23 protein-coding genes, 1 pseudogene and 1 riboswitch are annotated in these 23,921 nt (G+C 72.0%); of the genes and pseudogenes, 17 read left to right on the top strand and 7 right to left on the bottom strand.

The genetic code is table 11. The features are described from left to right. Positions 1-105: 105 nt before the first annotated feature. The 8 genes from nadD to WBN91_RS31520 all read left to right on the top strand — a co-directional run bounded on the left by nadD (position 106) and on the right by WBN91_RS31520 (position 7,135). The gene (gene nadD, locus WBN91_RS31485) at positions 106-699 is read left to right on the top strand and encodes a nicotinate-nucleotide adenylyltransferase (RefSeq protein ID WP_337723598.1); all 594 of its coding nucleotides are present in this window, start codon (positions 106-108) and stop codon (positions 697-699) included. A 70-nt stretch (positions 700-769) separates the two neighbouring features. Then, a complete protein-coding gene (gene rsfS, locus WBN91_RS31490; RefSeq protein ID WP_121222264.1) occupies positions 770-1,162 on the top strand; it encodes a ribosome silencing factor in 393 nt (130 codons plus the stop codon). Then, positions 1,159-1,773, top strand: a complete 615-nt coding sequence (locus tag WBN91_RS31495) for a histidine phosphatase family protein (RefSeq protein WP_337723599.1) — start codon at positions 1,159-1,161, stop codon at positions 1,771-1,773. The genes rsfS and WBN91_RS31495 overlap by 4 nt, the downstream gene beginning before the upstream one ends. Next, complete coding sequence (gene octT, locus WBN91_RS31500; protein ID WP_337723600.1) at positions 1,770-2,501, top strand: diglucosylglycerate octanoyltransferase; 732 nt, start codon at positions 1,770-1,772, stop codon at positions 2,499-2,501. Before WBN91_RS31495 ends, octT begins: the two co-directional genes overlap by 4 nt. Positions 2,502-2,512: 11 nt before the next feature. Continuing rightward, positions 2,513-3,355, top strand: a complete 843-nt coding sequence (locus tag WBN91_RS31505; RefSeq protein WP_337723601.1) for a DegV family protein — start codon at positions 2,513-2,515, stop codon at positions 3,353-3,355. A gap of 85 nt (positions 3,356-3,440) precedes the next feature. Continuing rightward, positions 3,441-4,151, top strand: coding sequence for a ComEA family DNA-binding protein (locus tag WBN91_RS31510; RefSeq protein WP_337723602.1), 711 nt, complete (start codon positions 3,441-3,443; stop codon positions 4,149-4,151). Between the two features lie 189 nt (positions 4,152-4,340). Next, on the top strand, positions 4,341-6,668 hold the full coding sequence (locus WBN91_RS31515) for a DNA internalization-related competence protein ComEC/Rec2 (protein WP_337723603.1): 2,328 nt from the start codon (positions 4,341-4,343) through the stop codon (positions 6,666-6,668). An 11-nt stretch (positions 6,669-6,679) separates the two neighbouring features. Beyond that, positions 6,680-7,135: a hypothetical protein gene (locus WBN91_RS31520; RefSeq protein WP_337723604.1), complete on the top strand. Its 456-nt coding sequence runs from the start codon at positions 6,680-6,682 to the stop codon at positions 7,133-7,135. Positions 7,136-7,249: 114 nt separating this feature from the next. On the opposite strand, the gene thrC is transcribed toward WBN91_RS31520, so the two are convergent. Beyond that, the gene (gene thrC / locus WBN91_RS31525; RefSeq protein ID WP_337723605.1) at positions 7,250-8,512 is read right to left on the bottom strand and encodes a threonine synthase; all 1,263 of its coding nucleotides are present in this window, start codon (positions 8,510-8,512) and stop codon (positions 7,250-7,252) included. Between the two features lie 11 nt (positions 8,513-8,523). Beyond that, a riboswitch (SAM riboswitch) is annotated at positions 8,524-8,641 on the bottom strand. A 97-nt stretch (positions 8,642-8,738) separates the two neighbouring features. On the opposite strand from thrC, the gene holA reads away from it, so the two are divergent. Further along, positions 8,739-9,719 carry a DNA polymerase III subunit delta gene (holA, locus tag WBN91_RS31530; RefSeq protein WP_337723606.1) on the top strand — a complete coding sequence of 327 codons (981 nt, stop codon included), beginning with the start codon at positions 8,739-8,741 and terminating at the stop codon, positions 9,717-9,719. A gap of 348 nt (positions 9,720-10,067) precedes the next feature. Here holA and rpsT read toward each other — a convergent pair whose 3' ends face one another. Further along, positions 10,068-10,328, bottom strand: a complete 261-nt coding sequence (gene rpsT, locus WBN91_RS31535) for a 30S ribosomal protein S20 (RefSeq protein WP_121222256.1) — start codon at positions 10,326-10,328, stop codon at positions 10,068-10,070. Positions 10,329-10,556: 228 nt separating this feature from the next. Between rpsT and WBN91_RS31540 the strand changes: the two genes are divergently transcribed. After that, positions 10,557-11,357, top strand: a complete 801-nt coding sequence (locus tag WBN91_RS31540; RefSeq protein ID WP_337723607.1) for a TSUP family transporter — start codon at positions 10,557-10,559, stop codon at positions 11,355-11,357. Here the strand turns inward: WBN91_RS31540 and WBN91_RS31545 are convergent. The 3 genes and pseudogenes from WBN91_RS31545 to WBN91_RS31555 form a co-directional block, all read right to left on the bottom strand. Beyond that, the gene (locus tag WBN91_RS31545; protein ID WP_337723608.1) at positions 11,326-12,105 is read right to left on the bottom strand and encodes a VOC family protein; all 780 of its coding nucleotides are present in this window, start codon (positions 12,103-12,105) and stop codon (positions 11,326-11,328) included. The genes WBN91_RS31540 and WBN91_RS31545 overlap by 32 nt on opposite strands. Positions 12,106-12,325: 220 nt before the next feature. Beyond that, positions 12,326-12,526 (bottom strand): annotated as a pseudogene (locus tag WBN91_RS31550) (hypothetical protein); the annotation flags it as partial. A 1-nt stretch (position 12,527) separates the two neighbouring features. Next, on the bottom strand, positions 12,528-13,448 hold the full coding sequence (locus WBN91_RS31555) for an SPFH domain-containing protein (RefSeq protein ID WP_337723609.1): 921 nt from the start codon (positions 13,446-13,448) through the stop codon (positions 12,528-12,530). Between the two features lie 118 nt (positions 13,449-13,566). On the opposite strand from WBN91_RS31555, the gene WBN91_RS31560 reads away from it, so the two are divergent. Continuing rightward, positions 13,567-14,658, top strand: a complete 1,092-nt coding sequence (locus WBN91_RS31560) for a winged helix DNA-binding domain-containing protein (RefSeq protein ID WP_337723610.1) — start codon at positions 13,567-13,569, stop codon at positions 14,656-14,658. A 31-nt stretch (positions 14,659-14,689) separates the two neighbouring features. Next, the gene (locus WBN91_RS31565) at positions 14,690-15,160 is read left to right on the top strand and encodes a GNAT family N-acetyltransferase (RefSeq protein WP_337723611.1); all 471 of its coding nucleotides are present in this window, start codon (positions 14,690-14,692) and stop codon (positions 15,158-15,160) included. Here WBN91_RS31565 and WBN91_RS31570 read toward each other — a convergent pair. Next, positions 15,140-18,226, bottom strand: a complete 3,087-nt coding sequence (locus tag WBN91_RS31570) for a P-loop NTPase fold protein (RefSeq protein ID WP_337723612.1) — start codon at positions 18,224-18,226, stop codon at positions 15,140-15,142. The genes WBN91_RS31565 and WBN91_RS31570 overlap by 21 nt on opposite strands. A 228-nt stretch (positions 18,227-18,454) precedes the next feature. Here WBN91_RS31570 and WBN91_RS31575 point away from each other — a divergent pair, with 228 nt between their 5' ends. Both WBN91_RS31575 and WBN91_RS31580 read left to right on the top strand, forming a co-directional pair. Beyond that, positions 18,455-19,294, top strand: coding sequence for an EamA family transporter (locus tag WBN91_RS31575; protein ID WP_337723613.1), 840 nt, complete (start codon positions 18,455-18,457; stop codon positions 19,292-19,294). Between the two features lie 13 nt (positions 19,295-19,307). Continuing rightward, positions 19,308-19,676, top strand: a complete 369-nt coding sequence (locus tag WBN91_RS31580; protein WP_337723621.1) for a VOC family protein — start codon at positions 19,308-19,310, stop codon at positions 19,674-19,676. Here the strand turns inward: WBN91_RS31580 and WBN91_RS31585 are convergent. Continuing rightward, positions 19,653-20,249: a class I SAM-dependent methyltransferase gene (locus tag WBN91_RS31585; protein WP_337723614.1), complete on the bottom strand. Its 597-nt coding sequence runs from the start codon at positions 20,247-20,249 to the stop codon at positions 19,653-19,655. The genes WBN91_RS31580 and WBN91_RS31585 overlap by 24 nt on opposite strands. A 122-nt stretch (positions 20,250-20,371) precedes the next feature. Between WBN91_RS31585 and WBN91_RS31590 the strand changes: the two genes are divergently transcribed. Genes WBN91_RS31590 through WBN91_RS31600 form a run of 3 tightly spaced genes read left to right on the top strand, consistent with a single transcriptional unit; the run spans position 20,372 to position 23,810 of the window. Next, positions 20,372-22,021 (top strand): circularly permuted type 2 ATP-grasp protein, encoded by a 1,650-nt coding sequence (locus WBN91_RS31590; RefSeq protein ID WP_337723615.1) that lies wholly within the window; start codon positions 20,372-20,374, stop codon positions 22,019-22,021. Further along, on the top strand, positions 22,021-22,965 hold the full coding sequence (locus WBN91_RS31595) for an alpha-E domain-containing protein (RefSeq protein ID WP_337723616.1): 945 nt from the start codon (positions 22,021-22,023) through the stop codon (positions 22,963-22,965). The genes WBN91_RS31590 and WBN91_RS31595 overlap by 1 nt, the downstream gene beginning before the upstream one ends. Positions 22,966-22,967: 2 nt before the next feature. Then, on the top strand, positions 22,968-23,810 hold the full coding sequence (locus WBN91_RS31600) for a transglutaminase family protein (RefSeq protein ID WP_337723622.1): 843 nt from the start codon (positions 22,968-22,970) through the stop codon (positions 23,808-23,810). Positions 23,811-23,921 lie beyond the last annotated feature (111 nt).

A 23,921-nucleotide genomic window follows, 5' to 3' on the forward strand; every position in this document is an offset into this window, starting at 1 on the left:
CCCCCGCGCCCGCCCCCCCCCCGGGGGGGGGGCGGGGGGGGGGGGGGGGGGGCGGGGGGGCCCCCCCCGCCCCCCCCCCCACCGCGCGAACTACGCTCACATCCCATGTCCAACCGCCGCATCGGCGTCATGGGTGGCACCTTCGACCCGGTGCACCACGGCCACCTCGTGGCCGCCAGCGAGGTCCAGGCCCGCTTCGACCTCGACGAGGTCGTGTTCGTGCCCACCGGGCAGCCGTGGCAGAAGAGCGAACGCGAGGTCAGCCCCGCCGAGGACCGCTACCTGATGACGGTCATCGCGACCGCCTCCAACCCGCGGTTCTCGGTCAGCCGGGTCGACATCGACCGAGGTGGGCCCACGTACACGGTGGACACGCTCACCGACCTCAAGGCGGCCTACCCGGACGCGGAGCTGTTCTTCATCACCGGCGCCGACGCGCTGGAACAGATCCTGTCGTGGCGGAACGCGGACCACGTGTTCGACCTGGCCCACTTCATCGGCGTCACCCGGCCGGGCTATGAGCTCCACGACACCCACCTGCCACCCGGTGCGGTGTCCCTCGTCGAGGTGCCCGCGATGGCCATCTCCTCCACCGACGTGCGTGCCCGCAACGCCACCGGACTGCCCATCTGGTACCTCGTGCCGGACGGTGTCGTGCAGTACGTGAACAAGCGCCGGCTTTACTCGGTGCTTGACTGACGCCGGACGCCGGTACCCTCATTGACTCGTGCGGGTGTATCGGCACCCGCCGAGGGTGATGAGGAGAGACGTGGCAGCCACCGACGAGGCACGACGGTTGGCGCTGGTCGCCGCTAACGCGGCAGCCGACAAGAAGGCGCACGACGTGATCGTGCTCGACGTGTCCGACCAGCTCGTGATCACGGACGCGTTCGTGATCGCGTCCGCTCCCAACGAGCGGCAGGTCGGCGCGATCGTGGACAACATCGAGGAGAAGCTGCGCGAAGCGGGCCGCAAGCCGGTCCGCCGCGAGGGCGCGCGCGAAGGCCGCTGGGTCCTGCTGGACTTCGTGGACGTCGTCGTGCACGTCCAGCACGTGGAGGAGCGCAGCTTCTACGGCCTTGAGCGGCTGTGGAAGGACTGCCCGCGCATCGAGTTCGACGCCGGGCCGAACGCCGTGACCGACGAGGTCGCCGAGGCATGACCCTCAACCGGCTCGTGCTGTGGCGGCACGGTGAGACCGACTACAACGCGACCGGTCGCATGCAGGGCCACCTGGACTCGGCGTTGACCGAGACCGGGTGGAACCAGGCGCGGTTCGCGGTGCCGGTGCTCGCCGGGTTCGCGCCCGAGCTGGTGGTGGCCTCCGACCTGCGGCGGGCGCGGGACACGGCCACCGTGTTCACCACCGCCACTGGCATCGGCCTGCGGGTCGACGAGCGGCTGAGGGAGACGAACCTCGGCAAGTGGCAGGGCCTGACCACGGAGGAGATCGACGTCGAGTGGCCGGGCGTGCTGGAGGCCTGGCGGGCGGACGGGACCATCGCTCCGCCCGACGGCGAGACCCGCGTGGAGGTCGCCGAACGGGCGCTTGAGGTCGTGGCGGAGGTCGACGCGGAGTTCAGCGGCACCGTGCTGCTGTGCGCGCACGGCGGGCTGATCAGCGCGTTGACCGGCCGGCTGCTGGACCTGCCGGTGGACCGGTGGGGCCTGCTCGGCGGCATCGGCAACTGCCACTGGACCGTGTTCACCCGGCGCCCGCACGGTGACGGGTCGTGGCGCCTGTCGTCGTACAACGCCGGAACCACCCGGTGAGACTGCTCGTCCTCGGCGACTCGCTGACGTTCCACGGTCCTCAGGGACCGCTGCCCGCGGATCACCCGCGGTTGTGGCCGAACGTGGCCGCTGAAGCCCTGGGTGGGCATGCGGAGCTGGTCGCCGGGTTCGGGTGGACGGCGCGGGACGCCTGGTGGGCGTTGACCGGTGATCCGCGTGTGTGGTCGTTGTTGCCGCGAACAGACGTCCTTGTGCTCGCTGTAGGACACATGGACACGCTGCCGTCGCCCCTGCCGACCTTCTTGCGGCAGGGACTGCGCTACCTGCGCCCTGATGGGCTCCGCCGTCGCGCGCGGTCGACTTACCGGGCGCTGCAACCCCACTTGTCGCGTCTGCTGGGCGGGTATCCGGTGGCGTTGCCGCCACACCTCACCGTGCACTACCTGGACTCGTGCGTGCGCTCGGTGCACGCGTTGCAGCCGCACATCAAGCCTGTCGGGATGACGCCGTCGGTGCACCGGTCCCCGGCGTACGCGAACGTCCACAGCGGGCGTCCCGCCGCGGAGCGCGCGGTGCGGTCGTGGGCTGAGGGCGCCGGAGTGCCGCTGCTGGACGTGCCGGCGCTGGTCTCCGATCACGTCCGGTCACGGCGCGGCAACCCAGACGGTATGCACTGGGGTTGGGAGGGTCACGCGCTGGTCGGCGCGGCTATGGCCGACCTCATCAGGTCCGTGGCGGTCAGCCACTCGGACGTGGCGGAGCCGTAGTCTCGGCACTCGTGTCCATCACGATCGTCACCGACTCCACGGCGTACCTGCCGGAAGGGTTCGCGGAGCGGCACGGCATCCGCGTCGTCCCGCTGCACGTGGCGGTGGACGGGCGCAGCGTGCTGGACGGTGTGGACTTCGGCCCGGAAGAGCTGGCGGCGGCGCTGGGGGAGCACCGGCGGGTGACCACGTCCCGGCCGACGCCCGGCGAGCTGGCGGACGTGTACCGGTCGGCGCTGGACCAGGGCGCGGACGGGATCGTGTCGGTGCACCTGTCCCGTGAGCTGTCGGGGACGTGGGAGGCGGCGCGGCTGGCGGCCGAGGAGGTCGATCCGGCGCGCATCCGGGTGGTCGATTCGCGGGCGACGGGCATGGGCCTGGGGTTCGCGGTGCTCGCCGCGTGTTCCGCCGGTGACGACGCCGTGTGCGCCGAGGAGGCTGCTGCCCGAGCGGCCGAGCGGATGAAGATGTTCTTCTGCGTCGAGACGCTGGACCACCTGCGGCGGGGTGGCCGGATCGGCGCTGCGGCGGCGCTGGTGGGCACGGCGCTCGCTGTCAAGCCCCTGCTGCACGTGGACGACGGACGGATCGTGCCGCTGGAGAAGGTGCGGACCACAAGCAGGGCGATCGGGCGGTTGGTCGACTTGGCGGCGGCTGCGGCCGGCACCGGACCGGTGGGTCTGGCCGTGCACCACCTGGCCGCGCCCGAGCGGGCTGCCGAGCTGGCGACGCGGCTGGACGAGCGCGTGCCGGGGTCGACGGGGTGCCTGATTTCCGAAGTCGGCGCCGTGATCGGGGCACACACCGGACCGGGTGTGCTGGGTGTTGTGGTGCTGCCCGGCGGGTACGAGTAGCCGAGTTATCCACAGGCCCTGAGTTGTCCACAGATCCGGATTCGGTGGTCGCGGGCCTTGCGCCACTCGGCCTAGCGTCGACCACATGTTCGAGAACCGATCCGAAACCCCAGCCGCACGACTCCAAGCCCTGATCGCCAAGTCTCAGGGCAGACACCGGGCTCGCGAGGAGCCTCTGGTCGTCTTCACCTCCTCTTCGGGCGTCGATCAGCGGGGAGGCCTGCGGGCACTCCTGCGCAGGCTGTCCGTGGACTCGCTGCCACGTCGCCGGATGATCTTCGTCGGCCTGGTGCTGGGCGTGCTCCTGGCGATCGCGCTCAGCCTGTGGTGGGAGCGACCGGAGCCGGAGATCCCGCCACCGCTGCCGATGGCCGCGGCGGAGGTCACGCGCCTGCCCGAAGAGGTCGTGGTCAACGTGGTGGGCGCAGTGCCCCGGCCCGGCCTCGTCACCGTCCCCAGCGGGGCGCGGGTGGCCGATGCCGTCCTGGCGGCGGGCGGTGCGCACCCCGGCACCGACCTCCACGGCCTCAACCTCGCCCGCAAGGTCGCCGACGGAGAGCAGATCGCCGTGGGCGTCCCACCCCAGCACCCCGACACCACCGCCGAACCCGTCAACCTCAACACCGCGACGAAGGAGCAACTGGACCAACTGCCCGGTGTGGGACCCGTGACAGCGCAACGCATCGTCGAACGACGCCTGAAACGCGGCCCCTTCACGTCCATCGATCAACTAGGCGAGATAGAGGGCATCGGCGACGCAAAGCTCGCCAAGCTCGGAGACCTCGTCCGCCTCTGACCACCTACGTCCGTCTGGCGACCCCACCCCCGCGCACGACCCCTTTCCACGCAGGAACCACCCCTTCCCGACCTTCGAACACGAGGAGGCAGCCATGCCCGTGCTCCACACCGTCGACCGCAGCGGCGATCGACGGACCGACCACCGCTCCAAGGGCGTCCATCACGGTCCTGAGCGGCGCGGCGGGCCGTGAGCCCTCGCGCCCACCTGGTTCCCGCGGCACTGGCCGTGTGGGGCGCGGCCCTGGCGGGTCTGCTGTGGGCCTGGTGGTGGGCTGTGGTCATCGGTCTCGCGGCCGGCGTGATCGGTGGCCTGGCCCTCCGGCTCACGGCCGGCGCGACCGCTCGTCCGGTTCTTCGGAACGCGCGCCCGGCGGCGGTGGCCCTCGCCGTGGCCGGGCCGGTGGCGGCGTGCTGGATCGGTGTCCAGCTGCACGCGTCTGCCCACCACCCGCTCCGGGCGGCGGCCGAGCGCGGAGGGCCCACCACCCTCCGGTTCGAGCTGGCCGACCGGCCGCACGGACTGCGCTCCAGCGGGTTCGGTTCGCGGCAGGGTGGCGTCGACCTGGTCCGAGCCCAGGCGACGCTGGAGGACGGCGGCCGGTTGGTCGTGCTGGCGCCGGCGGCGACGTGGCGGACGCTCCTGCCCGGGCAGAGCGTGCTGGCGCGTGGTTCGTTGGCACCGGCTCGGCCCGGCGAGCCGACCGTCGCCCTGCTGCGGGTCCGCGGTCCGCCCCGCGAGGTCACACCCGCACCGGTGTGGCAGCGCGCGGCGGAGGCGCTGCGGTCGGGTCTGCGGGACGCCGGCGGTGCGCTGGACCCGGAACCGGCGGGGCTGCTGCCCGCCCTGGTCGTCGGTGACACCTCGCGGCTGTCGCCCAGGGTGGTGGAGGAGTTCCGCACGGCCGGGCTGGCGCACCTGCTGGCGGTCAGCGGGGCGAACCTGGCGATCCTGTGCGGCGCGGTGCTGTTGCTGCTGCGGCTGCTGCCCGTCGGGCCACGCGGGTGTGCGGCCGGGGCGATGGTCGCGTTGGTCGGGTTCGTCGTGCTCGCCGGTCCGGAGCCGAGCGTGCTGCGGGCGGCGGTGATGGGCGCGGTGGCGCTGCTCGCCCTCGTGCTGGGGCGGGAGCGGTCGGCGCTGCCCGCGCTCGCCGCGTCCGTGGTGCTGCTCGTGCTCCACGATCCGGGGCTGGCGGTCGACGTCGGGTTCGGCCTGTCGGTCGTCGCCACGGCGGCGCTGGTCCTGCTGGCGCCGTCGTGGGCCGGCCGGCTGCGGGACCGGGGCGTGCCGGCCGGGCTGGCCGAGGCGTTGGCGGTGCCGGCGGCGGCGCACCTCGCCACGGCTCCGCTGATCGCCGGGTTCGCGGGCGAGGTGAGCCTGGTGGCCGTGCCCGCGAACCTGCTGGTGGCGCCGGTCGTCGCGCCGGTGACGGTGCTCGGGGTGGTGGCCGCCGGGCTCGCCCAGGTCCACGAGGGCGCGGCGCGGCTGGTGGTGGAGCTGTCCGGGCCGGCGGTGAGCTGGATGGTGGCGGTCGGTCGGCACGCGGCGGCGGTGCCCGGGTCGGCGGTCGCGTGGCCGCAGGGCTGGGCCGGTGGCGCGGCGTTGGCCGGTGCGGTGGTGGTGGTCGCCGTGCTGCTGCGGCTGCGTCGGGTGCGGGTGCTGCTCGTGGCCGTCGCGGTCGGGCTGGTCGTGGTGCTGGCCCCGGTCGGGGTGTTCGCCCCGCGGTGGCCGGTGCCCGGCTGGGCGGTGGTCGCGTGCGACGTGGGGCAGGGCGACGCGGTCGTCCTGGCCACGGCCGAGCGGGGCCGGGTAGTGCTGGTCGACACCGGGCCCGACCCGGTGCCTGTGTTGGCGTGCCTGCGGCGGCTCGGGGTGCGGCAAGTGTCCTTGGTGGTGCTCAGCCACCTGCACGCCGACCACATCGGTGGGTTGGCGGCGGTGTTGGCCGAGCGGGGTGTGGGCGCGGTGGCGGTGGGTCCGTCGCGCGATCCGGAATGGGCTTGGGAGGAGGTGCGGGAACAGGCGCGGGCGGCGGGTGTCCGCGTGGTGGAGCTGGGTGTCGGCCAGCGGCTGAGCTGGCCGGGGCTGGAGCTGGACGTGCTCGGGCCGCGCGTGGTCCCGAGGGGCGACGAGAACACGGCGGTCAACGACGCATCGCTGGTGCTGCGCGCGTCGACCCCGGCCGGGCGGGTGCTGCTCACCGGGGACGTCGAACTGGCCGGGCAGGCCGGGCTGCTCGACGCGCCGGTCGACCTGAGGGCCGACGTGCTGAAGGTGCCGCACCACGGGTCGCGGTACTCGTCGCCCGCGTTCCTCGCGGCGGTGCGGCCGAAGCTCGCGCTGGTCAGCGTCGGCGCGGGCAACCGCTACGGCCATCCCAGCGGCGTGCTGGTCGACGCGCTCGCACGCCAGGGCGCGCTGGTCCTGCGCACCGACCGGGACGGCGACACCGCCGTCCTTCCCGGCCCGGACGGGCCGAGGGTCGCCCGCCGGGGTGACCCGATCGACGACGACTGAAGGGAAGAACCATGAACAAGGACAACGACAGCTGGATCCGCCTGCACACCGGGTGGTCGCCGCGCGAGGTGGGGTGGGCGCTGTGGCAGCCCGGCTACATCGCCCATCCCTGGCCGCGCGACGAGTTGGGACCGGACTTCGTCTTCTACATCTGCGACGACGTCGGGAAGGACGGGCGTGCCATTGTCGCCAAGGCGAGGGTCACCAGGATGGTCCCGACCACGGAGGTGGAGTCGCCCGAGGACGCCTACCGGACCATCGCGGACGCCCTGTTCGACGACGAGCTGACGATCCTGCCCGAGAACTGGCGGGCCAACCGCTACAACGGGCACAAGTCGGCGGCACCGTGGCCGCAGTTGCTCACCGCGTGGCGTGCGGACCTCGAAGAGGTGGGGCCGCACACGATGCCGGAACTGTCCTCGTTCCCGCGCAGCGGCTGGCTGCGCACGTCCCGCCTCACCTTGTGACGGCAGCGGGACCGCGCCCGGCTTGCGCGCCAAGGCCTTTCGGCCGGAGGCGGGCGCGCAAGCCTGGCACGGTCCCGTGGAACGAACCCCGTGAGCCTCGGTGTCCTCGGTGGCTCAGTCCTTGAGGGCGTTGATGACGGCTTCGGCCGACGGCGGGACGTTCGCGCGGGGGCCCACGCGGTCGCCGAGGGCGTCGAGGGTCTTGAGGCCGTCGCCGGTGATCAGCAGCACGGTCTCGGCGTCGGGGTCGAGCTGCCCGGACTCGATGAGCTTCTTCGCGGTCGCCACGGTCACGCCGCCGGCGGTCTCCGCGAAGATGCCCTCGGTGCGGGCCAGCAGGCGGATGCCCTCGATGACCTCTTCGTCGGTGACGTCCTCGATGGCGCCGCCCGTGCGGCGGACCGCGTCGAGCACGTACGGGCCGTCGGCGGGGGCGCCGATCGCCAGCGAGCGGGCGATGGTGTCCGGGCGGACGGGGGTGACCACGTCGTGGCCGGCCTTGAACGCGGCGGACACGGGGGAGCAGCCGGTGGCCTGGGCGCCGAACACCTTGTACGGGGTGGCCTCGACCAGGTCGAGTTCGCCGAGTTCGCGGAAGGCCTTGTCGACCTTGGTGAGCTGGGAACCGGAGGCGATCGGGACGACGACCTGGTCGGGCAGGCGCCAGCCGAGCTGCTCGGCCACCTCGTAGCCGAGGGTCTTCGAGCCCTCGGCGTAGTAGGGGCGGACGTTGACGTTGACGAACGCCCAGTCCTCGTGCTCGGCGGCGAGTTCCTGCGCGAGGCGGTTCACGTCGTCGTAGTTGCCGTCGACGGTGATCAGGTTGCCGTCGTAGACGGCGGTCATGAGGATCTTGGCCCGTTCGAGGGAGGAAGGGACCAGCACGACCGACTGCCAGCCGGCGCGGGCCGCGGCGGCGGCGACGGCGTTCGCGAGGTTGCCGGTGGAGGGGCAGGCGAGGACCTTGAAGCCCAGCTCGCGGGCCGCCGCCAGGGCGACGCCGACGACGCGGTCCTTGAACGAGTGGGTGGGGTTGCCGGTGTCGTCCTTGACCCAGACCTTCCGGACGCCCAGGGCCTTGGCGAGGTTGTCGGCCTCGACCAGGCGGGTGTGGCCGGGGTTGGTGTTGGGGTGCGACTCGACGTCCGACGGGACGGGGAGCAGGCCGCGGTAGCGCCAGATCGACCGGGGGCCCGCCTCGATGTCCTCGCGGCGGACGCGGCCGAAGTCGTAGGCGACTTCCAGCGGCCCGAAACACTCGAGACAGGCGTATTCCGGGGCGAGCGGGGTCTCGTGGCCGCACTCGCGACACGACAGGGCACGAGCGGGGCCGAGGTCGAAGGAGGTGGCGGTCGAGGGCACACTGACAGCAGTCATCGCGAGGTTTCTCCTCATCTTTCCCGCTTGGCGGGTCGGAATTGGCACCGTGGTCGGCAGTGCGCAGCACTGCAACGACGGGTTGCCGGGGCTTCTTCGGGCCGATCCCTCTGCCCCTCTGGATGAGCGGTATTCAGTTGTGCCCTCAACTTACGGCACCATCCCGACCCCTAGCCAGATCCGTCCACCATCCGGACGGTGACGGCGGCGTGGGAGGATCGGGTCCGTGAGCGCGTCCGCAGTCACTCCCGCCCCCGTGCAACTGGTGGTCGGCGAGGAGGAGTTGCTGGTGGAGCGTGCTGTCCGCAGCGCGCTGACCGCCGCACGCAAAGCCGACCCGCAGGCCGACCTGACCCGCGTGAAGGTGACCGACCTCACCCCTCCTGAGCTGGCGGAACTGGTGAGCCCGTCGCTGTTCGCGGAGGGGCGCGTGATCGCGCTGGAGGGCGCGCAAGACGTCGGCAAGGAGATCGCGGACGCGGTTTTGGCCTACGTGAAGTCGCCGGCGGACGGCGTGACGCTGGTCGTCGTCCACACCGGCGGCGGGCGCAGCAAAGTCGCCAAGGAACTACCTACGGCTTTGCGCAAGGCCGGAGCCGAGGTGATCGAGTGCCCCAAGATCACCAAGGCGGCCGACCGGGAGGCGTTCGTCCGCAACGAGATCAGGTCGGCGGGCGGCAAGGCCGACCCGGAGGCGGTCGGGGCGCTCATCGAGGCGGTCGGGTCGGACCTGCGTGAGCTGGCGGCGGCGGCGTCGCAGCTCGTCGCGGACACCGGCGGCAAGATCGACGCCGAGGCCGTCCACCGCTACCACCGGGGTCGTGCGGAGGTGACCGGGTTCGCGGTGGCGGAGAAGGCGGTCATGGGCGACCGGGCGGGGGCGCTGGAGGCGTTGCGGTGGGCGATCCACCTCGGCGTGCCGCACGTGCTGGTCGCCGACGCGCTGGCGGACGCGGTGCGGACCATCGCGCGGGTGTCGGCGGTGGGGCGGGGTGACCCGTTCAAGCTGGCGGGTGAGCTGGGCATGCCGCCGTGGAAGGTGAAGAAGGCGCAGGGGCAGGCGCGGGGCTGGGACGGTGACGGGCTGGCCGCCGCGATGTCGGTGGTGGCGGACCTGAACGCCGAGGTGAAGGGCGTGGCGGCGGACTCGGGTTATGCGCTGGAACGGGCGGTGCTGAAGATCGTCGCCGCCCACGGCCGCCGCTGACCCACCGGCCGCGCTGATCCACCGGGCCGCCGCTGACCCATTGGGCCGTTGCTGACCCACGCCGCTGGCCTTCGCCGCTGGTCCACGGCCGCCGCTGGCTTTCGGCCGCCGTTGGCCTTCCGCTGGCGCTGGCTTCGGTCGCCGTTGGCCTCCGGCTGGCGTTGGCTTCCGGCTGGCACCGGCTGTCCGGTGGCGCTGGTTGTCCGGTGGCGCTGGTTGTCCGGTGGCGGTGCGTTGAACCTGTGGTGTCGTGGGTATAGCGAAGCGCCGCCCCCGTGGTGGGAGCGGCGCTTCGGGAGTGCCGTGTGCGGGCCTGGTGGGGCCTGCTGGGCCGTCAGATCTGGTTGATCAGATCTGGTTGGCGCGCTTCGCCAGGGCCGACTTCTTGTTGGCGGCCTGGTTGGCGTGGATCACGCCCTTGGTGACGGCCTTGTCGAGCTTGCGGGAGGCCTCGCGGGCCAAGGCGATGGCCTTGTCCTTGTCGCCGGCCTCGGCGGCCTCACGGAACTTGCGGATGGCGGTCTTGAGGGACGACTTGACGGCCTTGTTGCGCAGGCGCGCCTTCTCGTTCGTCTTGATCCGCTTCATCTGGGACTTGATGTTCGCCACGCGAAAGCCACCTTTTCCTTCGAGTTCGGAGTCGTATCGCGCTTGTCGTCGGCTCCGCCCTCGCCGAGGGCGGTTTTCCTCCACAGCGGAATGCCGCGCGGTACGGCTGACCAGGTTAACAGGGTGGGTCGGAGTGCTCCCAACCAGGGCGGCCGGCTGTGGTGGCGGCCACGGCGGTGGGTGGCGGCGGCGAAAGCAGTACGCGTGTCCGGTTAAGCTGATCGGGTGATGAGCGCACTCGACTGGCCGGGGTTCGGGGAGATCAGCCTTGCCGCGTTGTTGTTCCTCTGCCTGGCGGCTGCTCTGGCCGGTGCGGTGGACGCCGTGGTGGGGGGTGGCGGGTTGATCCAGTTGCCCGCGTTGCTGCTCATCGCGCCTGGCGGGCAGCCCTTGTACGCGTTGGCGACCAACAAGATCGCGGCTGTGGTGGGTACCGCGTCGGCGGTCAGCACGTATGCGCGGCAGACGACCATTGACTGGTGGTCGGCGTTGCCGATGGCGTTGGCGGCGTTCGGTGGTGCTGTGGGTGGTGCCGCGTTTGCCGGGGCGTTGGCGCCTGGGGTGTTGAACACCGTGGTGCTGGTCGCGTTGGTCGGGGTGGGGCTTTACACGTGGCGCAAGCCGGAGTTGGGCGTAAGCGAGACGCCTCGGTTCAAGCGGGTCGCGCAGATCGGTGTGATGGCGCTCGGGGGTGGCGTGATCGGGTTCTACGACGGGCTTGCCGGGCCGGGTACCGGGGCGTTTCTCGTGTTCCTGCTGGTGGGAGTCGTGGGGTTTGCGTTTCTGAGGGCGTCGGCGACGGCGAAGATCGTGAACGTCGCCACCAACCTGGGGGCGCTGCTGTACTTCATCCCGGCGGGCAAGGTGCTGTGGGGGCTCGGGCTGGTGTTGGCCGTGTGCAACGTCGCCGGGGCCGTGTTCGGGGCTCGGCTCGCGGTGCGGCGCGGGTCGGTGTTCGTGCGGCGGGTGTTCCTGACCGTGGTGGTGGCGCTGGTGGTCAGCTTGGGGTGGAAGGCGGCGGTTGGATGAGCTTGAACGTCGCGCCCATCGGGTCGCCGACCGTGGTGAACCGGCCGAACCGGGACTCAGCGACCCCGCCCACCGGGATGCCGCCCAGGTCGCTCGCCCGCTCGACCGCCGCCTCCAGGTCGGTCACCGCGAAGTAGGTCATCCAGTGCGGAGGGATCTCCGCGGGGATGTCGGCCGCCATCCCGAAGATCCCGCCCACGACCCGGCCGTCGGCCTTGATCTGCGTGTAGGGGAAGTCCGGCAGCGGGTCGAGGGTCAGGCCGAAGACCGCCTGGTAGAACTCGGCCGCGCTGAACGCGTCGCGCGTCGCCAGCTCGTTCCAGATCACCGTGTTGGGCTCGTTCACGACGTACGCGCCGATGTGCGTGCCCGCCTCCCACAACCCGAAGGCGGCACCGCTCGGGTCCACGGCTACGGCTCCCCGGCCCGGTCCGCCGGTGTCGAACTCCGGCACCAGGACCTTGCCGCCGTTGGCGCCGATCAGGTCGATCGACTCCTCCAGGTCGTCGGTGGCGAGGTAGGTCGTCCAGACCACGGGGAACATCACGTCCCGGGGCATCTCGCCGAAGCCCGCCACCGGCTTCCCGCGCACCAGCGCCATCGTGTAGTAGCCGGTCTCCGGGCCGCCGATCTCGAAGTCCCAGCCGAACAGGCCTCCGTAGAAGTCCATTGTGGCCACGCGGTCGGTGGTCATCATGTCCACCCACGCGGGTGTGCCCGGCGCGTACGGGGTGTTCAGCTCGCTCACCCCCACAACGGTTGCACTGCGCACCCCGGCCCGCGAGTTGATCACCGGGGGCGGGGTGCGGTGGAGGGAGCCGAAGGTCCAGCCGTGGCTCGTGTGGTGAGGCACGGCTGGGCCTGGTCATGGCTGGGACTGGTTAGTTCGGCTCTTGGTCGGGCGGCGGATCTGGCGCCGGGTCGGGCGGCGGATCGGGTGGGAGGTTTGGTGGTGAGTCGGGTGGGGGGTCGTTGGCGGGTTTGCGTGGCCTGCCGCGTTTGGGTTGGGCCGCCGCGCCCGAAGGGGATCGGCCCGCCTCCGCCAGGGCTCGGCGGAGGAGGAACTCGATCTGCGCGTTGGTGCTGCGCAGCTCGTCGTTGGCCCACCTGGTCAGCGCGTCGTGGACGGCCGGGTCCAGGCGGAGCAGGACGCTCTTGCGCTCGGCCACGTCAGTGGTACAGCGAACCGGCGTTCACGACGGGTTGGGTCGAGCGGTCACCGCACAGCACCACCAGCAGGTTCGACACCATCGCCGCCTTGCGCTCCTCGTCCAGCTCCACCACGTCCTGCTCGGCGAGCCGGGCCAGTGCCAGCTCGACCATGCCGACCGCGCCCTCCACGATCCGCTGCCGCGCCGCGACGACCGCGCCCGCCTGCTGGCGCTGCAACATCGCCTGCGCGATCTCCGGAGCGTAGGCCAGGTGCGTCAGCCGCGACTCGATCACCTTCACCCCCGCCGCCTGCACGCGGGCCGCGATCTCGATGGACAGGGTCTCGGTGATCTCGTCGGCGTTCTCGCGCAGCGACAGGCCTTCGTCCTCGTGGCTGTCGTACGGGTAGCTGGTGGCGATGTGCCGCACCGCTGTCTCGGTCTGGATGCCGACGAACCGCACGAAGTCGTCCACCTCGAACTTGGCCCGCGCGGTGTCGTCGACCTGCCACACGACGACCGCGGCGATCTCGATCGGGTTGCCGTCGGCGTCGTTGACCTTCAGGGTCGCGGTCTCGTGGTTGCGGATGCGGGTGGACACCCGGACCTTCGTGGTGAACGGGTTGACCCAGCGCAGGCCGTCCCGCCGCACGGTGCCGGTGTAGCGGCCGAGGAACTGGAGCACCCGGGCCTCGCCGGGCGCGACGGTGAACAGGCCGCTGCCGATCACCAGTCCCGCGCCGGTCAGCAGGAAGCCGGTCACGATCACCGGCGCGTTCGGGCCGTCCGCGGGCAGGAAGCCCAGCACCACCACGGCCGCGCCGGCCAGCGTCAAGGCCACCGCCACCAGCAGCATGGTCCACCCCGAGACCTCGGACGCCTCGCGCTCCCGCACGGCGGGTGCCGGCATCCGGACGCTCACCTCGGTCGACGTTTCCATCTCCACCCCTCCAGGTCTATCGCTTGCTTAGCAAAGTGATATCACTTTTCGCCGAGTCGCGCCAAGTCGTTCCACCAAGAGGACCGGAACTGTCCTCAATGCCCTCTACCGTGGACGTGTGACCGAGGTCCTGAGCCGTCGAGCCGTCAACCGCGCCACCCTGGCCCGCCAGTTCCTGCTGGAACGCACCGCACGGCCGGTGCCCGAGGTCGTGGCCCACCTCGTCGGGCTCCAGGCCCAGACGCCGCACACCTGGTACACCGGCCTGTGGTCGCGGATCGCGGGCTTCCGCCCCGAGGACGCCGCCGACCTGCTCGTGGACCGCACGCTGGTCCGCATCGCCGTGATGCGGTCCACGATCCACCTGGTCACCGCGCCCGACGCTCTCGCGCTGCGCCCGCTGGTCCAGCCCGTCCTGGACCGCGACCTGTTCCGCAACTACACCCACGGCCCGGACATGCGCGGTCTCGACGTGGACGCCGTGGTCGCCGCCGGCCGCGCCCTGCTCGCCGAGAAACCCCGCACCAACAAGGAACTCGGCGCCCTGCTGCACGAGCAGTGGCCCGACCGCTCGCCGTCGGCGCTGGCCTACGCGATCCGCTGCCAGGTGCCGCTGGTGCAGGTCCCGCCGCGCGGGCTGTGGGGCCGCAGCGGTCCGATCGCGCACACCAGCGTCGAGGTGTGGCTGGGCGAGAGCGTCACCGACCGGCCCTCGATCGAGGACATGGTGCTGCGCTACCTCGCCGCGTTCGGCCCGGCGACGGTGAAGGACGTCCAGACGTGGTCCGGCCTGACCAGGCTGCGCGAGGTGGTCGAGCGGCTGCCGCTGGTCCGCCTGCGTGACGAGGACGGCCAGGAGTTGTTCGACCTGCCCGACGCGCCCCGCCCCGCCGAGGACACACCCGCACCCGTCCGCTACCTGTACGACTTCGACAACCTGCTGCTGTCCCACGCGGACCGCCGCCGGGTCGTCACCCCGGACGTCAAGGCGCGCGACTACGACCCGCACGGCCCGGTGCCGCAGTTCTTCCTGGTCGACGGCGTCACGGCGGGCGACTGGCGGGTCGAGCGCACCAAGGAGGTCGCGACGCTGGAGCTGCGACCGTTCCACCGACTGTCCACTGTGGACGAGGTGGAGCGGGAGGGCGCGGCGCTGCTGGAGTTCCTCGCGCCCGAGGTGCCCAAGCACGACATCAGGGTCGTCCACTGAACCTTCGCGAGCGCGGAACGTCCTGTCGGGTATGGGGTTGATCGTCCGCACGCCGGACCAGAACGACATGGCGGCCGTCGCCGAGGTCCACTTCCGCGCCCGCCGCAGCTACTACGAGGGCCACGTGCCCGAGGCGGAACTCGCCGAGTGGGAGGCGGGCGTCCGCGCCAAGGGGTACCGGCTCGGCCGGTTCGCCGACCGGGTCTGGCAGGTCGCCGAGGACGGCGGGAAGGTTCTGGGGTTCGCGCTGGTCACCCCGGACGGGAAGCTCTTGCAACTCCAGGTCGACCCGGCGCACTGGGGCCGCGGGGTCGGCTTCGCGCTGCACGAGTGGTGCGTGGCGGAGTTCCGGGGGATGGGTGTGCGGCGGGCCGAGCTGGACGTCTTCGTCGAGAACCACCGGGCGCGGCGGTTCTACGAGCGGCAGGGCTGGCGCGAGGTGGGCCGTGAAGACGACCACGTGTTGATGGCGTTGGACGTGTCACAACAGCCGGTCGGCTAACGCCACCACCTGGTCGACGTCGCAGTCGCGGAGCAGGGCGCGCAGGTTCGTGGCGGGTCGGGCGTCCTTGAAACCCAAGGCGGCCAGGGCTGCGCCCCAGGCCACGTCGTCGTCGCGGGCGGCGGCGAGCCGGGGGAGGCCCTTGCGCAAGAGGTGCTGGTAGGCGGGCCAGCGGGTGACCAGTTCGGCGAGGACGACCAGGGTGCGGGCGACCGGCACCGCCTCGTCGCCGACGGGGGCCAGGACGCGCAGGTAGAACTGCCAGACGTTGATCAGGCGCTTCTGCTCGCGGACCGACTGCTCGGGCTGGGCCGCGAGCCTGCGGCGCAGGTAGGCGCGGACCTCGGGGTGTCGCTCGACCGCCACGACGACGGCGGCCCGGCCGGTCGAGTTCGGTTCGAGCGGGGTGGGCTCGGCCGGTGGCCTGGGGTCGGAGGGCTCCGGGGCGGCAGGGGAGTCGGCCGCAGGTGGAGTGGCGGCGGGTGGTGCGGCGGCGGGCGGTGTGGGTGCCTCGGCGACGGGCAGTGTGGCTGCGGGCGGCGTGGGTGCCCGGGCGGCGGGTGGAGTGGCCGCGGGCGGTGTGGGTGCGGGTGTGTCGGGGGTGTGCGGCGGGGGTTCGCGGATTTCGTGGACCGGGCCCAGGTGGGCGTCCAGCACGCGGTCCAGGTGGTCGATCCTCGGCAGGCGAACGGGCAGTTGGATGAGTTTGCGCAGGAACGTCCAGCCGGGGCTCGGGTCGTCCGGGTGGGAGACCACGGAGGCGTCGGCCAGGTCCTGGTAGGCCCGGTCGACGTGCGCGGCCACCACGGTCGGGTCCACGCCGAGCACGAACCGGGTGCGCGGCAGGGTGTTGGACAGGAAGACGTTGATCGCCTCGAACACCTCGGCGGTCGTCTTGGGCGTGCACCGGTCGAGGTCGTCGACGAACACCACCACCTGGTACCCGCGCCGGGCCACGTCGGTCAACAACTCGGTCACGTCGTGCTGCACCAGGTACAGGTACCCAGAGCGCGCGTTGTAGTACGGGTCGCGCACCGTCGGGTCGCCGCCGCCGGACGCGAACGCGCCGCTGCGCACCGGTCCCGCGAACAGCTCGCCCGGCAGGAACGCCGACGCCCGGTCCCACAGGTAGCGCTTCGCCGTGTGCAGCACACCGATCGCGAACGGCACAGCGGGTGCGGCGACGTGCCAGAACCCGGGGATCGGCAGTTTCCCGAGCTGTGCCACGACCGACAGCGCCAACCCCAGCACGCCCACCGCCAGGAACGGCGACCGGATGCGCCGCCACAGCTCCCGTTGAGTCAAGCGGCGGTCGATTCGGCCGGCGTTGCGCGTGAACCAGTACCGCTCGCGGCCGTCCCGGTCGGGGAACAGGGCGTCCTCGGCGGCCCGCGTGACCGCCTGCGCCAACCCCGCCCACACCTGCTCGCTCGACTGGTGCCGCCACGGGTTGAACGTCGCCACCAGCGACGCCCGGACCGGCGGCAAGGGCCGGTCGGGAGCAGCCGACAGCGGTCGGCGCAGCAGGCGGTCCGCCGCGAACACCCGCAGCCGCCGAGGCCCGGGGGCCGTCGGACGCGGCCCGGTGGTCAGGCGTTGGCGCACGAAGTCCAGCAGGGTGCTCTTCCCCGAGCCCCACGGTCCCTCGACGGTGAGGACGGTCGGTCCCGGCTCGTCGCCCAGGTCCGGCTCCAACGCCGCCGCGATCGCGTTGACCAGTCCGGCGCGGTCGAGCAGGTCCACCGGCGACACGTGGTCGCCGAAGCCCCGCGTCACCACCGGTCCGAGGCGGGTGGACTGCGCGAAGCCGGGGTCCCAGACGCGCACGAACCCGTCGCCGCCGCCGGTGGCCACGCGCGGAGCGCCGTCCACGCCGGGGAACACGGTCAGCGCGCGCACGGCGCCACCGGTGTTGAAGGCACGCACGCCCTCGCCGGTCTCCGGGTCCCACACCCGCACGCTGCCGACCTCGCTGGCCGACACGACGAACTCGCGGCCGTCGGGCAGGGTCATCCAGGACAGCGCGGTCGCCACCGACCGGTGGCCGTTCCAGCGCCGCACCTCGCGCCTGAGGTCGAGGTCCCACAGGACGATGCTGGAGTGCGTGCCGGCGGACACGACCCGACTGCCGGACGCCGCCAGCGCCATCACCCGTCCCGGGTGTCTGCCCAGTTCACGCCGGTGGTGCCACAACCTCCCCTGCTCGTCCGCGATCACCGGGTCGCGGAGGCCGGACGCGACGGCGCGCGTGGAAGATCCGGTGAACGACAGGTGGAGGCGCTGGTCGTGGTCGACCCCCGCGTGGGCTTCGACGGCGGTGCCGTCTCGTGCGACGAGGTAGGCCGCGCCGTTTTCGAGCACGACCTCGACACCAGCGGTGGGACCCGAGCGGGCGACGGTGGCGAGCGCGACCGGAGGGCTCGGTTCGTCGAGTTCCCAGGTTGACGCCGAGGTCGGGTAGCGCAGGTTGCGCACGGTGCCGGCCGCGACCGCCAGTTCGACGCCGGCGTCGCCGTGGTACCAGTCCAGGCCCACCACCGGAGCGCCCACGTCGAACGACTCCTCCAGTCGGCTGCGGATGAAGCCCGACGACGCCAGCGCCACAGTGCTCGCGTCGCCGGTGGTCTGGAAGCGGCAACCGGCCTCCGCCGCCAGCTCACGCAGGGTGGGCACCCGCGCGGTCGGGCTGGTGGGCAGGTTCCGCAACAGGTGCTCGGCGATCTGGGATCGGCACAGGACAGCGGTGTTGGGCGGACCAACCACCCTCGCGAACAGCCTCAGGCCACGACTGCCCGGCCCTTCCAGGACCACCACCGACACCGTCCGCCGGTTCCCGTCCAGCACCTCGGCCAGCGCGTCGACGTACTCGGCGGTTTCCGGGGCGTAGACGAACAGGCCGCTGGTTACGTCCTCGGCCACCGCCGCCAAAGCGCGGGGATCGGTGATGTAGGTGGGCTCGTGTTCCAGGCCGCAGCGCTCCACCAGCGCCCGGCCCAGGCGTTTGGCGTGGGGTAGCGAGTGCACGATCACGGCGCGGGAACCGGGTGCCGCCAAGGCTAAGTCCACGACCGACATCGTGCCGTCGATCACTGCGTGGCGGCGGGTGAAACGCCTAGGGTGGGTGGTGACAGTGCCTAGGGTTCCGCCGTTGTCCGACCACTGACCCACAACCAGGGCGACGGGACCGGTCCGAGCGGCACCGCCGGTGCTGATGGGGACGTGCCGGTCATCTGACGGGACAAAAGCCTGGAGGAACCCGGTTGCCGCGTGCGCGGCGCCAGGAGGGTTCCGGCGATGTCATCCCTGGCTGTCCTGCTCGTCGTTGTTGCCGCGTTTGCCCATGCCGGGTGGAACCTCGCGGCCAAGCGTGTTCGTGACGGTGGTGCGTTGTTCGTGTGGCTGAACGCCACGGTGTCGGCTGTGTTGCTGGTGCCGGTGGTGCTGTTGACGGACACGCCGAGCTGGGACTGGGTGGTGCCGCTGGTTGGTAGCGGTGTGTTGCACCTGGGGTACTTCCTGCTGTTGCAACGCGGGTACGCGACCGGTGACCTGTCCGTGGTCTACCCGCTGGCGCGCGGCACCGGGCCGCTGTTGACGGTTGTGGCCGCTGTGGTGGTGTTCGGGGAGCGTCCCCATCTGCTGGGACTGGTCGGGGCGGCGGCGGTTGTGGTGGGTGTGTTGGTGATCGGGTCTGGTGGGTCTGGGCGGGGCAGTCGGGTGGTGGGGGCCGTGTACGGGGTGGCCACGGGCGCGATGATCGCCGGGTACACCTTGTGGGACGCGCACGCGGTGACGGCGGCGGCGATCGCGCCTGTGGCGCTGATGGCGGGGTCCTCAGTGACCGAGAGTGTGTTGCTCGCGCCTTATGCGCTGACCCGTCCGCAGGTGAAGGAGCTGGCGCGCAAGTACTGGCGTGAGGTGTGTGTGGTCGCCGTGTTGTCTCCGGCGGCCTATGTGCTGGTGCTGTTCGCCATGAAGATCGCGCCCGTGAGCCTCGTGGCGCCCGCGCGGGAGTTGAGCATCGTCATCGGCAGCGTGTTGGCGTGGCTCGTGCTGGGTGAGCCCAACCCCGTTCGGCGGCTGACCGGTGCGGTGATCGTGGTCGCCGGGGTGGCGGCGATCGCGGTGGCGTGATCGGGTGGCACGCATGGAGGTGCTGGGTAGTCGGGTGTTGGTGCGGTCGCGGGAACCCGAGAGGGCGCGGGCGTTCTACCGGGACGTGTTGGGGCTCGCCGTGTACCGGGAGTTCCCCGGCGGCACGGTGTTCTTCCTCGGCGGCGGGTTCCTGGAGGTGTCCGGTCGGTCCGCGGACGGGCCGACCGGCGCTGTCGAGCTGTGGCTCCAGGTGCGTGACCTGCGCAAAGCGTCCGAGGAACTCGCCGAGCACGTGATCCGCGAGGCCCGTCGGGAGCCCTGGGGGCTGGACGAGGTGTGGATCGCCGACCCCGACGGGCTGCGGATCGTGCTGGTGGAGGTCCCCGCCGACCACCCGCTACGCCGGGACCTCCGCGACTAGCTGCACCGCGGGCGGGACCACCCCGCCGTGCTGGTACAGCGACGTGGTCACGCCGGTGAAGCCCGCCGTCTCAGCCTCGCGGACCAGTTCCATCTCCGACACGTCCAGCGTCATCCGGTGCACCGAGACCACCAGCCGCCCACCGGGCTTGAGCACCCGGAACAGCTCGTGGAACGCCGCCGGCCGGTTGTCCCACAGCTGGATGTTGTTCACCGACACCACGACGTCCACCGACGACGGCTCCTGCCCGGTGCGCGCCGCGGTGCCCTCGCGCAGCTCGACCCGGCCGGACGCGACCAGGTCCGCGCACCGCTCGCGCGCCTCGTCCAGCATGACCCGCGACGGGTCCACGCCGATCGCCTGGAACGACCGTTCCGCCGCCAGCCGCAGCCCCACACCGGGACCCGGCCCCACGACCAGCACCGTCTCGTTGGCCGCCGGCCGCGCGAGGTCGACCACGTGGGCCTCGACCCCCGCGTTGAGCTTCGCCATCAGCCGGCCGCCCAGCTCGCCCACCTTGCCGCGCGGGTGGCCGAACGCCGCGTCGAACGCTTTCATCAGCCTCGTAGCCATGCCTCCAGGGTCCGCCCGGCCAAACGAGACGGCATCGGGGATCGCCCTGAAGTTGTTTCCGGGGGGTTTCTGTCGGGTTCGGGGTAGTGACGTCGGATGTTTGCGGAGTCAGGATGTGGACCATGACCACGAACCGCACGTCGAGCCTGCGCCGCACCCCTGCCCGAGCGGTCGCGCGCCTCGGGGAGCTGTTCGACGGCTACCTCGACCCGAACCGCCCGCACGCCGGCGCGTACGACGAGATGTTCGGTGACGACTCGTCGGTCCGCTCGGCCTACCGCGCGCTGTACGAGTCGATCGCGCCGTCCCGGGTGGCCGAGTTGACCGCCCGCGCCGAGGCGCTGGACCGGGCGTTCGTCGACCAGGGCATCACGTTCTCCCTGTCCGGGCAGGAGCGGCCGTTCCCGTTGGACCTGATCCCGCGCGTGATCACCGCGGCGGAGTGGTCCAAGCTGGAACGCGGGATCGTGCAGCGGGTTCGGGCGCTGGAGATGTTCCTGGCCGACATCTACGGCGACGCCCAGATCGTGCGCGACGGCGTGCTGCCGCGCCGGCTGATCACCTCGTGCGAGCACTTCCACCGCGAGGCCGCCCGCGTGAACCCGCCCAACGGGGTGCGCATCCACGTCGCCGGCGTGGACCTGGTGCGCGACGAGGCCGGGGTGTTCCGCGTGCTGGAGGACAACCTCCGCTGCCCGTCCGGCGTGTCCTACGTGATGGAGAACCGGCGCACGATGGCGCGGGTCTTCCCGGACCTGTTCGGCCGCCACCGCGTCCGGTCGGTCGGCGACTACGCCGTGCACCTGCTGCGGTCCCTGCGCAACGCCGCCGCGCCCAACGTCGCCGACCCGAACGTCGTGGTGCTGACGCCGGGCGTGGCCAACTCGGCGTACTTCGAGCACTCGCTGCTGGCCCGCCAGATGGGCGTGGAACTGGTCGAGGGCCGGGACCTGTTCTGCCGCGACAACGTCGTCTACCTGCGCACCACCGAGGGCGAGCGGCAGGTGGACGTGATCTACCGGCGCATCGACGACGACTTCCTGGACCCCGTCCACTTCCGGCCCGACTCCGTGCTGGGCGTGGCCGGCCTGATCAACGCCGCCCGCGCCGGCAACGTCGTGATCGCCAACGCGGTGGGCAACGGCGTGGCCGACGACAAGCTCGTCTACACCTACCTGCCCGAGATCGTGCAGTACTACCTGGGCGAGAAGCCGCTGCTGCCCAACGTGGACACGTTCCGCTGCTGGCTGCCCGAGGAACGCGCGCACGTGTTCAACCACCTCGACGAGCTGGTGGTGAAACCGGTCGAGGGGTCCGGCGGGTACGGGATCGTGTTCGGCCCGCAGGCCACCGCGCGCGAGCTGGCGTCGTTGAAGCGGCGGATCCGGGAGAACCCGCGCGGGTGGATCGCGCAGCCGGTGGTGCAGCTGTCGACCGTGCCGACGAAGGTGGGCGACCGGCTGGTGCCCCGGCACGTGGACCTGCGGCCGTTCGCGGTCAACGACGGCAACTTCATCTTCGTCCTGCCCGGCGGGTTGACCCGCGTCGCGCTGCCCGAGGGCAGCCTGGTCGTGAACTCCTCGCAGGGCGGCGGGTCCAAGGACACCTGGGTGCTCGCCCCGCGCTCGTCCACCGTGGACCGCGAGCTGGCCGAGCCGGGCCTGGTGGAGCGGACCGCCGTGGACTCGCCCGCCGCCGAACAGGGTCCCGAGCTGACCACGGCCCAACAGCAGCAACAGCAGCAGCAACAACAGTCGGGGAGGGATGCGTGATGCTGGCCCGCAACGCCGAGTCGCTGTACTGGATCGGCCGGTACGTCGAACGCGCCGACGACACCGCGCGCATCCTCGACGTGACCGTGCACCAACTGCTGGAGGACGCCACCGTCGACCCGGACGCCGCGAGCCGCGGGCTGTTGTCGGTGCTCGGGATCGACGCCCCGCGGGACGCCTCCTTCGACGTGTGGTCGCTGACCGAGCTGGTCGCGTACGCGTCGGACAACCCGGCGTCCATCGTCGCCTCGGTGACCAGCGCGCGGGAGAACACGCGGGGCGCGCGCGAAGTGGTGTCCTCGGAGATGTGGGAGTGCCTCAACGCCATGTACAACGCCGTGGAGGAGCGGCGGGCGTACGCACGGGCACTCGGGCCGCACGCTTTCTTCGCGTTCGTGGAGGAGCGGGCGGCGATGTTCGCCGGGCTGGCCGACTCGACCATGAGCCGGGACGACGGGTGGCGGTTCCTGGTGCTCGGGCGGTCCGTCGAGCGGGTGGACATGATCGTGCGGCTGCTGCTCGCGCGGGTGGGCGACAAGGCGTCCTCGCCGGGGTGGGTGACCGTGCTGCGGTCGGCCGGCGCGCACGACACCTACCTGCGGACCTACCGCGGGGCGTTGGACGCCTCGCGGGTGGTGCAGTTCCTGCTGCTGGACCGGTTGTTCCCGCGGTCGGTGTTCCACGCGCTGCGGCAAGCCGAAGCCTGTCTGGAGCAGCTCGACCACCAGCCGTCGGTGCGGGTCGGGGCGCGGGCGGAGGCGTTGCGGCTGCTCGGGCGGGCGCGCAGCGACCTGGAGTTCCTGCGGCCCCACGACCTCCTGGACGACTTGCCGCGGCGGCTGAAGTCGTTGCAGGCGACCGTGCGGGACGTGGGCGAGGCCGTGTCGTTGCAGTACTTCCACACCGCGCCGTGGGTCGCGTGGACGAACGCCGAGGTGGTGTGAGCATGTCGTGGCGGGTGCGGGTGGTGCACACGACCGGGTACCGGTACGAGCTGCCGGTGACGCAGTCCTACAACGAGGCCCGGATGACGCCCCGGGCGGACCGGCGGCAGAACGTCGTGGTCAGCCGGGTCGAGACGACCCCGGCGACCCGGGCCTACCGGTACACCGACTACTGGGGCACGGAGGTGACGTCGTTCGACCTGCACGCGCCGCACGTGGAGCTGAAGGTCGTGGCGTCGTCGGTGGTGGAGACCGGGGCGGAGGAGGAACCGGTGCGGTCGGCGTCGTGGGCCGACCTGCGGGCCGACGCCCTGGTGGACCGGTACACCGAGTTCCTGGACTGGACCCGGTACGTGCCGCGGGACCGGGAGCTGGCCGCGGTGGCGCGGGGGTTGAAGCGCGGTGTGGCGCCCGCCGACGCCGTGCTGGCCGCGTGCCACTGGGTGCACGACCAGCTGAAGTACCAGTCGGGGACCACCGGGGTGCACAGCTCGGCGGTGGACGCGTGGCAGGCGCGCGAGGGCGTCTGCCAGGACTTCGCGCACCTGACGCTGGTGCTGCTGCGGGCGATGGGCGTGCCGGCGCGGTACGTGTCCGGCTACCTGCACACCAAGCCGGACGGGGCGGTGCGCGAGACCGTGCGCGGCGAGAGCCACGCGTGGATCGAGGCGTGGACCGGCGGGTGGTGGGGGTACGACCCGACCAACGCCATCCCGGTCGGTCCCCGGCACATCTGGCTGGCGCACGGGCGTGACTACGCCGACGTCGCCCCGCTCAAGGGCATCTACTCGGGCGGGGCGGCGTCGGCGCTGGAGGTCACGGTCGAGGTGACGCGGCTGGCGTGACCCGGCGGCCGTGCCGCTTTTGCGCCGAAGACGCGCTTTTCCGCCGAAGGCGCTACGCCCGAAGGGCGGGGGGCTCTTGCGTTCCGCCAAGCGGCAGCGACCACGGGAAGG

It is taken from the genome of Saccharothrix sp. CCNWYY140, assembly GCF_037401995.1.
In the GTDB taxonomy this organism is placed as follows: Bacteria; Actinomycetota; Actinomycetes; order Mycobacteriales; family Pseudonocardiaceae; genus Actinosynnema.

Excerpts from the sequence above, each read along its gene's own strand:
- nadD (WP_337723598.1), top strand. The coding sequence starts at position 106 with ATGTCCAACCGCCGCATCGGCGTCATGGGTGGCACCTTCGACCCGGTG.
- WBN91_RS31495 (WP_337723599.1), top strand. The coding sequence starts at position 1,159 with ATGACCCTCAACCGGCTCGTGCTGTGGCGGCACGGTGAGACCGACTAC.
- WBN91_RS31510 (WP_337723602.1), top strand. The coding sequence starts at position 3,441 with ATGTTCGAGAACCGATCCGAAACCCCAGCCGCACGACTCCAAGCCCTG.
- WBN91_RS31520 (WP_337723604.1), top strand. The coding sequence starts at position 6,680 with ATGAACAAGGACAACGACAGCTGGATCCGCCTGCACACCGGGTGGTCG.
- thrC (WP_337723605.1), bottom strand. The coding sequence starts at position 8,512 with ATGACTGCTGTCAGTGTGCCCTCGACCGCCACCTCCTTCGACCTCGGC.
- WBN91_RS31540 (WP_337723607.1), top strand. The coding sequence starts at position 10,557 with ATGAGCGCACTCGACTGGCCGGGGTTCGGGGAGATCAGCCTTGCCGCG.
- WBN91_RS31555 (WP_337723609.1), bottom strand. The coding sequence starts at position 13,448 with ATGGAAACGTCGACCGAGGTGAGCGTCCGGATGCCGGCACCCGCCGTG.
- WBN91_RS31565 (WP_337723611.1), top strand. The coding sequence starts at position 14,690 with ATGGGGTTGATCGTCCGCACGCCGGACCAGAACGACATGGCGGCCGTC.
- WBN91_RS31575 (WP_337723613.1), top strand. The coding sequence starts at position 18,455 with ATGTCATCCCTGGCTGTCCTGCTCGTCGTTGTTGCCGCGTTTGCCCAT.
- WBN91_RS31580 (WP_337723621.1), top strand. The coding sequence starts at position 19,308 with ATGGAGGTGCTGGGTAGTCGGGTGTTGGTGCGGTCGCGGGAACCCGAG.
- WBN91_RS31585 (WP_337723614.1), bottom strand. The coding sequence starts at position 20,249 with ATGGCTACGAGGCTGATGAAAGCGTTCGACGCGGCGTTCGGCCACCCG.
- WBN91_RS31590 (WP_337723615.1), top strand. The coding sequence starts at position 20,372 with ATGACCACGAACCGCACGTCGAGCCTGCGCCGCACCCCTGCCCGAGCG.
- WBN91_RS31595 (WP_337723616.1), top strand. The coding sequence starts at position 22,021 with ATGCTGGCCCGCAACGCCGAGTCGCTGTACTGGATCGGCCGGTACGTC.
- WBN91_RS31600 (WP_337723622.1), top strand. The coding sequence starts at position 22,968 with ATGTCGTGGCGGGTGCGGGTGGTGCACACGACCGGGTACCGGTACGAG.